A 13,304-nucleotide genomic window follows, 5' to 3' on the forward strand; every position below is an offset into this window, starting at 1 on the left:
CTCCCGTTTATTCATGGAAAGAGAGGACGGTGACGTGCGCGTCGGAGATCTTCGAAAATTTGTCGCTGGCGGCTTCGATCCGGTGAAGCTGGCCGAGGGCGAGCGAACATGGCATGCCGTATCGCGCCTGCACCCTGTCGCTCGCGATGGTGAGCGCCTGCCGGCTGCGCGTCAGGAAATCAGCCATCGGATAGGTCTCGCCGGGCGTGAAGAACTCCTTGATGACGAGCGAAGGCGAGTAGCAGGAGTCCTCGGCGCCATCCGGCCATTGCACGCGAAACCGCATTTCAGGCATGAGTGAACGCTCCCATCGTCTGATAGACTGAGCCGAGCGCCTCGGCGGCGCGGCTCCAATCATGGCGGGCGGCGACGCGATGGCCGCGCGGCACGAGGGCGGCCGCGAGGGCCGGCTCGAGGACAACCATCATCGCATCCGCGATGGAGCTGATCTGCTCCGGCGCGCACCACACGACATCGTCGGCGTCGAGATAGTCCGTGAAGGGCCGAATGGCGGCCGTGACGACTGGAAGGCCAGACGCCATGGCTTCGAGGACCACGAGGCCGAACCCCTCCTTGATCGACGGAAACACGAGGGCGTCGGCCACTCTGTAGAGCGCAGGCATGTCGGCATCGGCGACCGGGCCGATGCACAGGACGGCGCCCGCCGGAAGGTCGCTGTCCGTCAAGACACTTGCGAACCGGGCCTGATAGGCGTCGTGGTCGAGCAGGGAGCTGCCACCCGCGATGATGAGTTGCGCGTCGGGGTGGAGAGCCACCACCTGAGTGAAGGCTTGCAGAAGCCGCACCGTGTTCTTGCGCTCCTCGATACCGCCGATCGACAAAAATACCGGCCCGCGACGCAGACCAAGGCTTCGACCGAAAGCGAGGTCGCTGGGATGGCCGTGCTGCGAATAGCGCCGCCGGTCGACGCCATTGCCGATCACCGTCGCGTCGAGGCCGAACTCCTCGTCAAGCACCTCGCGCCATTTTTGGCTGACGACCACATGAGCATCCGCCTCGACGACGGCGCGCCGCTGGAGGGCCGCGATACGGGGATCGTCGAAGCTGTCGAGATGATGGACGGTGCGGACAAATCCATGGATAAGCCCGCGTTGCTTCAGGGTCGCCAGGGCATTGCCGGAAATGCCGTCTTGGGCGTGAAAGATATCGAAGCGGCGATGCGCTGGGTCTGCAAAATGGCGGAGATAGTCGGCGACCCGCGTCTCGATCAGAGCGAGAACGTCGCCCGGCATCAAACGGGACGCCACGACCGGCACCGTGTCGCAGATGGTCGCGCGGAAGAAGCCATGGCCAGCCGCATCCGGCGCGTGGACGACCGCCGCATGGCCCAGCGCCGCCAACGCGTTGCCGACTTCGAGCGCGTGGACGACGCCGCCGCGCGGATTGGTGGAATGGGCCAGCAAGGCGATGCGGAGGGGGTGGCTTGTCATGCCGCTTGCCGATCGGCAGCCGTGATCAACGGGCTTTTGGCGAAATCCCAGATCGTGGCGCGGTCGCCGGCGTGCGACACGGTCACGGCGCTTCCCTCCGCAATGCGGCCGACGGCCGCCGACGCGATGCCGCGTGCCGCGAACATTTGCGTGACGGCGACGACATTGGGAGGGTCGACCGCCAGAATGTGGCCAAAACTCGGAAAGCTGAGCAGCCAGCGGGCCAGATCGACACCCTCCGGCCGAGGACAGGCCGCGATGTCGATGTCGATCGCGACCCGAGAACACTCGGCAAGCATCGCCGCCGTGCCGACGAGGCCGCCCTGGCTGATATCCTTGCCGGCGCGCGAAAGGCCCGCTTCAGCAATCTGCGGCAGCAGATCGAGATCGCCGCGCAACCGTGCGGCTGGCGCATCCGTTGCCGCCTCCCAGTTCGAAAACGGGTCGCGGTAGCGGCCGCGCAGGTCGATGGCGGCGATGAGGCTCTGGCCGGGCCGGGCGTCGAAACTGGTCAGCAGGCGCTTGGCACGGCCGAGGACCGCGACCGAAAGCTGGCCGCGATCTGTCCGCAAGTTGCTGTGGCCGCCGACGATCGGCACGCCATATGACGCCGAAGCGTCACGCAGCCCGCGCAAGACCGGCTCGGCTTCCACCTCGCCCTTGGCCCAGAGCGCGTCCACCACAGCGATCGGACGGCCGCCCATGGCGGCGATGTCGGACAAGTTGACCATGATGCCGCACCAGCCGGCGAACCAGGGATCGCCCGCGACGAACTCGTTCATGAAACCCTCGATGGCGAGCAGCAGATACTCGTCTCCGTCGGGGATGGCGGCACAATCGTCGCCCACCGGCACGGCCGATGCAGCCGAGAGGCCGAGCGCCTCTGCGACGCGGCCGATGTCGGCCTTCCCGGCCATGCTGCGGCTCGCGGTCAGTGTGGCCGCGATGGCGGCAAAGGCGCGTCCATCCAGCATCAGGCCGCTCGCCGGGGCAGCGCGAGAAAACCGGATTCCGGGGTCGCAAACGGCGGGTAGAAGGCAAGATCGGCGCGCATCTTTTTGTGCGGAAGGCCGTGCAGGTCGATCTCGCCGACGATCTCCCAATGCAGCCGCTGGAACAGCAGCGCGTTCTGACTTTGCACATGGGCCAGGAATTTGGTGCAGCCGCGGGCGTGGGCGGAGGACACCGCGAGACGGATGAGCGAGGCCCCGAGCGCTCCGACCCGACGATGGTCTGCAGCAACCGCGAGGCGCGATCCCCACCACGTCCCAGGCTCGGCCTCATGGATCCGCACCGTGCCGACGACCGCATCGGGCACGACCGTATAGGACGACAGCGCCACGATCGGGATCGCGACCTCGTCGAGCGCATCGCGGTCATCGGTCCCGAACAGCCCCTGCTCGGCGCAGAAGACTTGGCGGCGCAGAGCTGCCGCACCGCGATGCTCCCAGGCGTCGGCCGCGAATTTGATGTGAAAGGCGCTCGACACGAAGGGCCGGACGGGATCGAAGATCATGCGGTCAGCCTTCGCTCGTAGGTCGACAGCGCCGAACAGGCGCCGCATTTGCCGCACCCAGCCTTGACGTCGGCCGACGTCATGCCGCTCGCGACCAGCATCGTGGCGAGCGGCTTCAAGATGGCGTGCATAAAGGCGGCATCGGGCCCCGGATGACTTTCGAGCGGCGTCCCGGAGATCGGCACGAAGGGCACGACGAAGGGGTAAACCCCGAGCGCCACGAGCTTCTCACTAATCGACAGGATGTCCTCGACGGTGTCGCCGAGGCCGGCGAGGATATAGGTCGACACCTGGCCCCGCCCGAAGACAGGCACGGCGGCCGCGAAGGCCGAGAGATATCGCGCGATCGACACCTGCGCTTTCCCGGGCATGATCCGGGCGCGGACCTCCGGCGTCACGGCCTCAAGGTGCATGCCGAGCGCATCAGCGCCCGCATCGCGCATGCGCTCGAACCAGATGTCGTCGTCCGGCGGCTCGCATTGCACCTGGATCGGCAGGGCGACGGCGGCCTTCACGGCGGCGGCGCTCTCGGCCAGAACGGCGGCGCCCCGATCGTTGCCGGGCGGCGTTCCCGTCGTCATCACCATGTGTTTGACGCCGTCGAGTTCGACCGCCGCCTTGGCGACCTCGGCCAGCTGCGCCGGCGTCTTGCGCTCGATGGTGCGGCCGGCCGCGAGCGATTGGCCGATAGCGCAGAACTGGCAGGTCTTGGTGCGGCTCTGGTACCGGATGCAGGTCTGCAGCACGGTCGTCGCCAGCACGTCGCGCCCATGCAGCACCGCAATTTTCGAGTAAGGAATGCCATCCGAGGTCGACAGATCGTAGAAGCGCGGACGGGACGGCAGGCCAAAATCTGCGACCGTGATGCCATCCCGCGTGATGCGGCCGCGCCCATCAGGGCCGGGCTTCTCGGCGACATAAGGGCTCTCGAAGGCGGGAGCCGTATGCACCGGCACCATGACGGTCATGCCATCGATCGTGAGCGCCTTGTGATCCGACGGTCCGGCGCCCCCGCGGCGGCTGTCGGCCCCTGCCTTGGGATCAACTAGCCGCACTCCGAACGACTGCAATTCGTTGATCAGACGCTCCGTCGGCAACTCGGTCGGTATCATCGCGTTCATCGGCGGGGTTCCCGGGTGCGGAGGTTTGCGGGGCGGTGGTCATGTGCATCGGGGTCGCAGTCCGCTGGTCGAGCAGCAGGCTCATCAGTTCGGGGCGGGCGTAGTGGCCGACCGAGTCCATCATCCGCTTGCGTTTGACGATGAGTCCCATGTCGAGGTCGGCCACGAGCAAGCCCTCGCCTTGCTTCAGGGGCGGAACCACATGAGCGCCTTCGGGCGAGACGATCGCCGTCATGCAGCCACCGCGCAGCGCCTTCCGCAGTTTCTCCTCGGGACAAATGCGAGCGATCTGATCTTCGGTGAGCCAGCCCGTGGCATTGACAACGAAGCAGCCGCTTTCCAACGCGTGGTGGCGGATCGTAACCTCGATCTGGTCGGCGAAGATGGGACCGACCAGCGACCCGGGAAATTGGGCGACGTGGATTTCCTCGTGCTGCGCCATCAAGGCGTAGCGCGCGAGCGGGTTATAATGCTCCCAGCAGGCCAGTGCTCCGACGCGGCCCACGGCCGTATCGACCACCTTGAGGCCAGCGCCATCCCCCTGTCCCCAGATCATTCGTTCGTGAAAGGTCGGGGTCAGCTTACGACGCTTGAGCTTCAGGGTGCCGTCGGCATCGAAGATCAGTTGAGCGTTATAGAGGGAGCCGTGGTCACGCTCGTTGACGCCGAGCGCGACCACCATGGTGTGCCGCCGTGCCGCCGCAGCAACGGCCTCGGTCACCGGCCCTGGCACCACCACGCCATTCTCGTAAAGGCGTATGTGCTCGGCGCCCGTCATGACCGGCGGGTGGACGAAGGAGAAATATGGGTACCAGGGGACGAACGTCTCGGGGAAGACGATCAGGTCGACCCCCTTGCCGGCAGCCTCGGCGATGGCGGCGAGAACGCGATCAAGCGTTCCATCGCGACTGTCGAGGTCTGGCGCGATCTGCACCGCGGCGACGCGCACCGTCCGGGCTCCGGACATGGCTATTCTCCTTTAAGCGGTGTGACGCCTCAGACGGTCCAGGTGTGGACCATGAAGGCGCCATCCCGGTTGTGGATCAGCATGAGATCGAGCACGTCAGTCGGGGCGATCGGCCGAATGCCGGGGATCAGCGAGGGCTCGCCATGTCCGTAGAGGGCCTGGAGGGCGAAGCGGCACGCGTAGACCTTGCCACCCTCGTCCATGAATTTCGTGAGCTGGTTATTCATATTCAGGTGGCCCGGAAAAGCCTCATCGCCGATCTTCGGGAAGCCGCGCTGGATCCCGAGCGTGACGCCGGGGCCGTAGAGCAGAACCGAGGTTTCGAAGCCCTTGCGCAGCAGCCGCGTCGCTTGCAGCAAATTAACAAAACCGATCGAGCCTTCGAACGCCACCGTATGGAAGGTCACCATGGCCTTTTGACCGGGCTCGGCTTTCACGTCCTCGAAGACCTTCTCCTCGTAATCGACGAAATAATCTCCCTTTTCATGGGCGGGCTTTTGTACGGCGGGCATGGCTCGTCCTTTCTATGCTGTGGATGAGAGCCAGCGAAACTGCTCTTCTCCATCCATACAAAGCTCGTCAATTATGCAATCAATCACAAGCTTAAATTACAGACATTTTGAGACTATGCGGCCGGAGGCAATCGGATTTTTCTGCATCGGATTCGCTCGATTTGCTTATGTTTTTTGCTGCTATGATCGGCATATCGCTTCGGCCGACACCACACCTCGGACTAATCACAGAATTGAGTTGTTTTGTTACCTTGTCCCGATATACATTCAATACGGTCAATATTGAACGAGGGATGACTTGCGATGGATGGGGCTCTGCCGCATGAGAGCGGCATGACAGATTGGATGCCCAACCTCGATCAGAGCGACAAGCCGCGCTATTTAGCGATTGCAGACGCCATCGCCTCCGACATCGTGGCAGGCCGCCTGTCGACCGCCGACCGCCTCCCGCCGCAGCGCAAGCTCGCGGCTCGGCTGGGCATCGATTTCACGACGGTGGCGCGCGGTTACGGCGAAGCGCAAAAACGCGGGCTCGTCATTGCCAAGGTGGGCCAAGGGACGTCGGTCGCCGGTCACGCCTTCGCAACCTCTCCGATCGGGCGATCGAGCGCTCGGCCGTTGATGGTCGATCTGTCGATGAATCTGCCGCCCGAGCAGAACGATCCGGCGCTGCTGCGGCGCATGCAGGAGGGCATCGCCGCCATCTCGCAGGACGTGATGGGACTCTTGCGCTACCAGGGATTTGGAGGAGCGCCCGCCGACAAGGACGCGGCGTCGAGTTGGCTCGGCCGTCGTGCGCTGGTGCCGACGCAAGACCGTATCTTCGTGACGCCCGGCGCCCATCCCGCCCTGCTAGGAATCTTTGGGCTGCTGGCGCAACGCGGCGAGGTGATCCTGTGCGAGGCCATCACCTACCCCGGCGCCCGCGCCATCGCGGCGCAACTCGGGGTGTCACTCGTCGGGCTCCCGATCGACCGCGACGGGATCGACCCCGATGCCTTCGCGGACGCTTGCCGGGCCTTGAAGCCGAAGGCGCTCTATCTCAACCCGACGCTGCACAATCCGACCACGCTGACGATCCCAAAGGACCGGCGCGACGCCATAGCGGCCACAGCGCGCCACTTCAACGTCCCAATCATTGAAGACGACGCCTACGGCTTCATTCCGATCAAGAGCCCCCCGCCCTTCGCCGCGATCGTGCCGGATATCACATGGCATGTCGCCGGGCTCGCCAAATGCATCGGAGCGGGCCTGCGTGTCGCCTATGTCCTGGCGCCCGACACGCGGTCCGGCTGGCCCTTCATGGCGGCCTTGCGCACCGCCAACGTCATGGCCTCGCCTCTGACAGCCGCGATCGCGACACGCTGGATCGAGGACGGCACTGCCGACGCCATCCTGAGCTTCATTCGCGCGGAAGCCGCGGCCCGGCAGTCGCTCGCGACATCCATCTTGCCGGCCGGCTCGTATCAAGCCGATCCCATCAGCTTCAATCTCTGGATCAATCTGCCGCCGCCGTGGACGCGCTCCGCCTTCATCGGCCACATGCGGGAGACCGGCATTGGAGTCGTGGCCAGCGACGTCTTCACAGTGGCCGGAACGCCGCACGAGGCCGTGCGCGTCTGTCTCGGCGGTCCGACCAGTCGCGAGCAGGTGCGCCGGTCGCTGGAATTCATGGCCCATAGTTTCACAGATGGTCCAGCGCTGGCCTGATTCTGGCAAACCCAACGGGTGCAGCTTCAGCACGACGTTCATTGGTCATTGGCAGCACTGATCTTCTATTTCGGCGGCGCAAATCTACCGGGCCGGCGCTACGGCCGGAGAGGTCTGATTCAATTCCGCCCTGGCCATCCACGTCTCGACGAACCTTGGCGGGCACTCCTGGACGACCTTGGCGAAGCCCGTTTCTGCATCGGTTTCCTTGGCGTGGGCGCGATCCCATTCGGCCTTGTAAAGTCCGCTTCACAGACGTGATCCTCGCCTGGCTTGGACGGGTCCGCCGTCGCGGTTTTAAGCAACAAAGCGGGATCGAATGCTTCGGAGAAGATCGCCAGCACGGGATCAGGCCATTCCGTGGTCACACCGGCTTGCCCTGCATAGGCCGGTGGCACGGGCACGTTCTCGCGCGCCTTGACGATATCGTCGGCCTGTCTCAGGGGAGCGCATGATGTCGATCAGTGGCGCATCGGTTCTGGGGTGAATTGCCACCACCTAGAAAAGCCGCGTATCGAGCGCGCCGGCAAGCAGGCTTGGGGATTCGCCGCATTCACCTGGAATCGTTTGGACCGGGGGTGGGTCAAAACTCGCCGCGATGACCTTTCAAGACCGGTTATTCAAACCCGCAAAAATCTCCGCGAAATTTCGAAGAACCTTTTTTTTTTGGGCCCGTCCAACCTGGTGGCGCGCATCGTTTACATGAAAATCAATTCAGCTTCGTCGAGTCGTTCAACGCTCGCTTCCGAGACGAGCTGCGCGACGGCGAGATTTTCTACTCACTCAGGGAAGCCCAGGTCATCATCGAAAGCTGGAGAAGGCACTTCAATACAGTGCGCCCACACGGCTCCATCAACTACAAGCCACCGGCTCCAGAGTTATTCGTGCCCGCCTTCGCCGCATGGCGGCTGCGAAACCCCGACTTCTCCGCCGGCCATGCTCAGGGTGGCGCCCAGACCGACCCTGAACTAACATTCCGCCCGGACCACCCGATGGGGGCCGATCACGTCCTCGAGGGATGTCTGGGCGAAATTGGCGTCTATGCTGGAGGCAAATTATGCGACAGCCCGAAGCCGCATTGAGCCCGCCCGAACTGGGTGCTTTCGGTGACACCCTCGCCGCCTACTACCACCAGGAATCGAGCAGCACGGCTTCCGCCTCGTGGACCGACAAGACGACCTTCGCGATCACGCGGCTTCAATCGGACGTCGGGCTTCCGGGCACGTCGCAGCCGATCCCCGACGAGGCCGCCCTGCACGTCTCGATAGCGATCCAGCCCGTGCCGCTGGGGAGCTACGAACTGCTTGTGGACGGTCGCGAGATCGACGTGCCCTTTATCCCGGCGCTTAGGACGAGCATCCTCGACCTTAGGTCACAGATCGCCTGCACGCTCGATTGCGGGTTCGACTACGTCCACTACCACCTTCCGCGCGAGGGGCTCGACGAGATCGCGCGCGACCACAGGATCAAGCCGGTCGAGACCTACAGGTTCGGTATCTGCGAGGACGACCTCGTCATCGCCCAGGTGACCAAGACCATCCTGCCGCTCGCCACTTCGCCCAACTGGTCGAGCCAGCTCGCCATCGACCAGTTCAGCCTGCTGTTCGGGGCGCATGTGTTGCAGACCTACGGCGGCCTGGCCCGACTGCCCGAGGTCGTGACGCGCGGCCTGGCGCCGTGGCAGGCCCGCCGGGCCGCCGAGGTGCTGCGGTCCCGGCTCGACGGCGGCGTGCGGCTCAACGTGCTTGCACGGGAATGCGGGATGTCGGTCAGCCATTTCGCCCGATCGTTCCGCGCGACCTTCGGCCTATCGGCGCATGGGTGGCTGGTCCGGCGCCGGATCGAGGTCGCTCAGGACCTGCTGCTGACGAGCACTCATCCGCTCGTCGAGATCGCGCTGCAATCCGGCTTTTCCGACCAGGCGGCGTTCAACCGGACGTTCCGCCATGTCGTCGGCGTAAGTCCAGGCAAGTGGCGACGCGACCATGGACGCGGTTGACGCAAAGACCGGTGAGCGTCTTGTCGATTCTGCTCATTTCGACCTCTCAAGAATGAGCCGATCCACAAAGATCGACGGCGCTCCATCGGCTTGAAGTCCCCGCCACGGGCCAGATGCCCGGCGGAGAGACCAGATGAGCGATAAGCCTGATATACTGCTGGTTCACGGCGCCTGGGCGGACGGGTCGTGCTGGGCCAAGGATCATACCGATCCTGCAGGCGAGGGGACTGAACGTCATCGCGGCCCAGATCCCGCTGACCTCACTCGAAGACGACATCGCGGTCACCCGACGCATGCTCGGCGCGATGCCCGGCCCGACCGTGCTGGTCGGCCATTCCTACGGCGGCGCAGTCATCACCGGGGCGGGCAGCGGCGCCGGAAACGTCAAGGCGCTGGTCTACGTCACCGGCTTCGGCCTCGACGAAGGCGAGAGCCTGGAAACGCTGAGCAAGCAGGGACCGCCGTCCCCAGGATCGACGGCGATCGCTCCTGACGATAAGGGTTTCCTCTGGATCGACCGCAAGCGCTTCCACGACGCGTTCGTGGCGGACGCCACCGAAATCGAAGCGGCTGTCATGGCGGCCGTGCAGAAGCCGCTCGGCCTTGCGGCCTTCACCGGCACCTCTGGACCGCCGGCCTGGAAGACGCTTCCCTCCTGGTACCTCCAGTGCACGGACGACAAGATGATCCCGCCGCCGGCACAGGCCTTCATGGCCGAGCGGATGGGCGCGACCATGCGGTCCGTCGCGTCCAGTCACGCGCCCTTTATGGCCCATCCCGCCGAGGTCGCCGAGACCATCTTGCTCGCCTGCTGAGCCCCGAGCCATGGCAAGGAGAATGACATGACCGAACTCCTCGATCTCGCCGTGAAGGCGCATGGCGGTCTCGATCGCTGGCGGGCGGTCCGCTCGATCCAGGTCGCGGCCTCGATCACCGGCGCGATCTGGTTCGTGAAGGGCCAGGGCGACGTTCTCAAGAATGTCGTGCTCACCGCCGAGACCACGACCGAGCGGCTCACCATCGACTTCCCCGGCCAGGACAAGATCGCCGCCTTCGAGCCGCGGCGGATCACCATCAAGCGTGGCGACGGCTCGCTGATCGCCGAGCGGGATGACCCCGAGGCGTCGTTTGCCGGGCAGCGACGCGAGACGCCGTGGGACGAGATCCACGTGATCTATTTCGTCGGTGAGGCGCTCTGGACCTACCTGAACACGCCGTTCCTCTACACGCAGGAAGGCTTCATCACGGAAGAGATCGCGCCGGTCAAGGTCGAGGGCGAAGTCTGGCGGCGGCTACAGGTCACCTTTCCCGATCGATTGAAGAGCCACACGCGGACGCAGATCTCCTGCTTCGGCCCCGACGGTCTGCTCCGCCGCCACGATTACACGGTCGACATCCTCGGCGGTGCGACCGGGCTGAACTACGCCTCTGATTATCGCGACGTTGGCGGGATCATGATTCCCACCAAGCGGCGGATCTTCGCCTTCGAAGGCGACTACCAGCCGGTCTGGGATCCCCTATTGGTTCAGATCGACATGGGCGAGATCGTTCTCAGCTGACGTCAATAGAGGAAGAGGCGCATGTCCACCGACATCCTGTTTCGTCCCCTGCGGCTCGGGGCGATTGAGATTCGCAATCGTATCGTCATGGCGCCGATGACCCGGATGCGCGCCGGCTCCGGCCATGCGCCGACGGCGCTGAATGCAACCTATTACGCCCAGCGGGCGTCGGCGGGCTTGATCATCACGGAGTGAACGGCGGTGAGCCCGCAGGCGCATGGCTATCCGAACGCACCAGGAATCTACACGGCCGAGCAGATCGCCGGGTGGCGCGGCGTTGCAGATGCCGTCCATGCCGGCGGGGGGAGGATCGTGATGCAGATCGCCCACAATGGGCGTAACTCACATTCATCCCTCTTGCCGGACGGGGTGCTGCCCGTGGCGCCATCGGCGATCCCCCCAAACATCCCGGCGCTGACGAGCGACTTCCGGCAGGTGCCGGCGGAAGCACCCCGTATGCTCGACGCGATGGAGCTTCCAGGCATTGTCGCCGATTTCCGCCAGGCGGCCTCGAATGCGATCGCTGCCGGTTGCGACGGGGTCGAGATCCAGGGGGCCAACGGCCACCTGATTGAGCAATTCCTTGAGAACGGGACGAACCATCGGGACGACGCGTATGGCGGGGCGAAGGAGAACCGGGCCCGTTTTTTGTTCCAGATCGTCGCTGCGGTTGGGGCCGCGATCGGTGCCGATCGCCTCGGCGTGCGCCTCTCGCTTTTTGGTCGCTATGCAGGGATTTTCGACAGCAACCCGCTGGATCTCTTCACCTACGTCGTGCGCGAACTCAGCATGCGTGGCCTGGCCTACCTCCATCTCATCGAGGCGCGGGGCTCCGAGATCGGGCTCACGGACAAGCTCAACGACGGCGCACTGAACAACGCCGCGCTGTTCCGGCCCGCCTTCGCCAGCCCGCTCATCACGGCGGCGACCTACAACCCGGAAAGCGCATGCGAAGCACTCGAACTGGGGCACGCTGACGCCGTTGCTTTTGGGCGCTCGTTCGTCGCCAATCCCGATTTACCGGAGCGGATACGCACCGGCACCGCCCTTAGGCCCTTCGATAGGAGCACCGCCTATGGTGGCGGCGCGCACGGCTACACGGATTACCCGACGCTCGCTGCCGACGGGCCGACGTGAGATCTGAGGGTCGGTAGAAGGCGTGATTCCGGTCCGGCATGCGCGCTCGACTCCGCGGGACCACCGACGCATTGCGGACATTCGGGTCCTGAATGTTCCGACCACAGGCCCAATTCTAACTGGTCCGGACGCGGCTTAGTTTGCAGTCAGGCCGGATGAAACGGCCGCAGCCGAGGCAAGCGACATGACCGAATTTACCAATCCAGCAGCTGAGCCCGGCAGAATTCGCGTCGGCCTCGTCGGTGTCGGCAACTGGGCGCAACACGGGCACCTGCGCGTTCTGGATCTCCTGCCGGGCTACGAGATCGTGGCGGTCCAGGCTCGCAGACGCGAGGTGGCAGAGGATGCTGCGCGTCGCTTCGGCATCCCGCATGTCGTCGACAGCGTGGCAGAACTCGTCGCCCTGTCGGACGTCGACATGGTGCTTGTCTTGAACACCGCTCCCCAGCATGCCGACACTGTTCGTGCCGCCATTGCGGCCGGCAAGCACGTCTATTGCGAATGGCCGCTGACGATTAGTAGCGCCGTGGCGGAGGACCTCGCGCGGCTGGCCCGCGACGCGGGCGTCCGGCATGTTGTCGGCCTTCAGCGCCGGCTCGCGCCGCACACCCTCTATATCCGCGACCTCATTCGTGACGGCTACGTCGGAAACCTTCGGTCCGTGCGGATGCACGTCAGCATGAACTACTTCCAGGCGCTCCGGTCCCAGGCACTCGCCTGGACCGCACCGCCCGAGAACTTCTCCAGCGTGGTGGCGATCTACGCAGGCCACTTCCTCGACATGCTGTTCCACGCCGTCGGCCGCCCGACGAGCCTGTCGGCCCTGCTGGTCAACCAGTTCCCGACCGTCACGATCCGAGAGACCGGAGAGACGATCGCCACCACCGCGCCCGACCAGCTGGTGTTGGCGGGGACCTTGAGCGGCACCGCGGTTCTCTCCGTCCATATCGAGGGCGGCAAGCGCAACGGCTCGGGCGTGCAGATCGACATCACGGGGGACCAGGGTGACCTTCGGATCACCAACCGATCGGCCTTCGGAAGCGTTGGCGACGACTATGTCGTCGAAGGCGCGCATGGCGACAACCTGCCGCTCGCTGTGCTGCCGGTGCCCGAACCCGGCGAAGGCTTGCCGCCCTCCGATCTCCCCTCGGCGGTGCTGGAACTGGCGCACCTCTACGCCGCCTTCGCCCGCGACATCGCCACGGGGACGCAGACGGCCCCGACCTTCGATGACGCCGTCTGGCTGCACGACCTGTTTGACCGCTTCGACGCCTCGTCCCGCCAGGGCGTGCGGGAGACCGTGGCGTGAGCCGCCTCCAAACTTGCCGACCT

12 protein-coding genes and 2 pseudogenes are annotated in these 13,304 nt (G+C 65.0%); 7 read left to right on the forward strand and 7 right to left on the reverse strand.

Annotated elements, in window-relative coordinates:
- Positions 1 to 7: 7 nt before the first annotated feature.
- From LGH83_RS18125 to LGH83_RS18155, 7 genes are read right to left on the reverse strand one after another with little or no spacing between them, the layout of a single operon-like run.
- A complete protein-coding gene (locus tag LGH83_RS18125; protein ID WP_131114723.1) occupies positions 8 to 295 on the reverse strand; it encodes an MSMEG_0570 family nitrogen starvation response protein in 288 nt (95 codons plus the stop codon).
- The gene (locus LGH83_RS18130; RefSeq protein ID WP_227399832.1) at positions 288 to 1,451 is read right to left on the reverse strand and encodes an MSMEG_0565 family glycosyltransferase; all 1,164 of its coding nucleotides are present in this window, start codon (positions 1,449 to 1,451) and stop codon (positions 288 to 290) included. Before LGH83_RS18130 ends, LGH83_RS18125 begins: the two co-directional genes overlap by 8 nt.
- Positions 1,448 to 2,425, reverse strand: a complete 978-nt coding sequence (locus LGH83_RS18135) for a sll0787 family AIR synthase-like protein (protein ID WP_227399833.1) — start codon at positions 2,423 to 2,425, stop codon at positions 1,448 to 1,450. Before LGH83_RS18135 ends, LGH83_RS18130 begins: the two co-directional genes overlap by 4 nt.
- A complete protein-coding gene (locus LGH83_RS18140; RefSeq protein ID WP_227399834.1) occupies positions 2,425 to 2,967 on the reverse strand; it encodes an MSMEG_0567/Sll0786 family nitrogen starvation N-acetyltransferase in 543 nt (180 codons plus the stop codon). The genes LGH83_RS18135 and LGH83_RS18140 overlap by 1 nt, the downstream gene beginning before the upstream one ends.
- Entirely contained in the window at positions 2,964 to 4,079 is a 1,116-nt protein-coding gene (locus LGH83_RS18145) for an MSMEG_0568 family radical SAM protein (protein ID WP_227401913.1), read from the reverse strand. Before LGH83_RS18145 ends, LGH83_RS18140 begins: the two co-directional genes overlap by 4 nt.
- Positions 4,009 to 5,055, reverse strand: a complete 1,047-nt coding sequence (locus LGH83_RS18150; protein WP_227399835.1) for a Nit6803 family nitrilase — start codon at positions 5,053 to 5,055, stop codon at positions 4,009 to 4,011. Before LGH83_RS18150 ends, LGH83_RS18145 begins: the two co-directional genes overlap by 71 nt.
- A gap of 29 nt (positions 5,056 to 5,084) precedes the next feature.
- Positions 5,085 to 5,567: an MSMEG_0572/Sll0783 family nitrogen starvation response protein gene (locus LGH83_RS18155; RefSeq protein WP_131194514.1), complete on the reverse strand. Its 483-nt coding sequence runs from the start codon at positions 5,565 to 5,567 to the stop codon at positions 5,085 to 5,087.
- Between the two features lie 333 nt (positions 5,568 to 5,900).
- Here LGH83_RS18155 and LGH83_RS18160 point away from each other — a divergent pair, with 333 nt between their 5' ends.
- From LGH83_RS18160 to LGH83_RS18195, 7 genes and pseudogenes are all read left to right on the forward strand, one after another.
- Complete coding sequence (locus LGH83_RS18160) at positions 5,901 to 7,277, forward strand: PLP-dependent aminotransferase family protein (protein ID WP_227399836.1); 1,377 nt, start codon at positions 5,901 to 5,903, stop codon at positions 7,275 to 7,277.
- A gap of 719 nt (positions 7,278 to 7,996) precedes the next feature.
- A pseudogene (locus tag LGH83_RS20175) lies at positions 7,997 to 8,249 on the forward strand (integrase core domain-containing protein); the annotation flags it as partial.
- An 85-nt stretch (positions 8,250 to 8,334) separates the two neighbouring features.
- On the forward strand, positions 8,335 to 9,276 hold the full coding sequence (locus LGH83_RS18175; protein WP_227399838.1) for a helix-turn-helix domain-containing protein: 942 nt from the start codon (positions 8,335 to 8,337) through the stop codon (positions 9,274 to 9,276).
- Positions 9,277 to 9,569: 293 nt separating this feature from the next.
- Complete coding sequence (locus tag LGH83_RS18180) at positions 9,570 to 10,091, forward strand: alpha/beta hydrolase (RefSeq protein ID WP_413771069.1); 522 nt, start codon at positions 9,570 to 9,572, stop codon at positions 10,089 to 10,091.
- A 27-nt stretch (positions 10,092 to 10,118) separates the two neighbouring features.
- Complete coding sequence (locus LGH83_RS18185; protein WP_227399839.1) at positions 10,119 to 10,835, forward strand: hypothetical protein; 717 nt, start codon at positions 10,119 to 10,121, stop codon at positions 10,833 to 10,835.
- 21 nt (positions 10,836 to 10,856) lie between these two features.
- A pseudogene (locus LGH83_RS18190) lies at positions 10,857 to 11,972 on the forward strand (alkene reductase).
- Between the two features lie 184 nt (positions 11,973 to 12,156).
- On the forward strand, positions 12,157 to 13,281 hold the full coding sequence (locus tag LGH83_RS18195; RefSeq protein ID WP_227399840.1) for a Gfo/Idh/MocA family protein: 1,125 nt from the start codon (positions 12,157 to 12,159) through the stop codon (positions 13,279 to 13,281).
- Positions 13,282 to 13,304 lie beyond the last annotated feature (23 nt).

Source organism: Lichenihabitans sp. PAMC28606 (genome assembly GCF_020616535.1).
Taxonomy (GTDB): domain Bacteria; phylum Pseudomonadota; class Alphaproteobacteria; order Rhizobiales; family Beijerinckiaceae; genus Lichenihabitans; species Lichenihabitans psoromatis.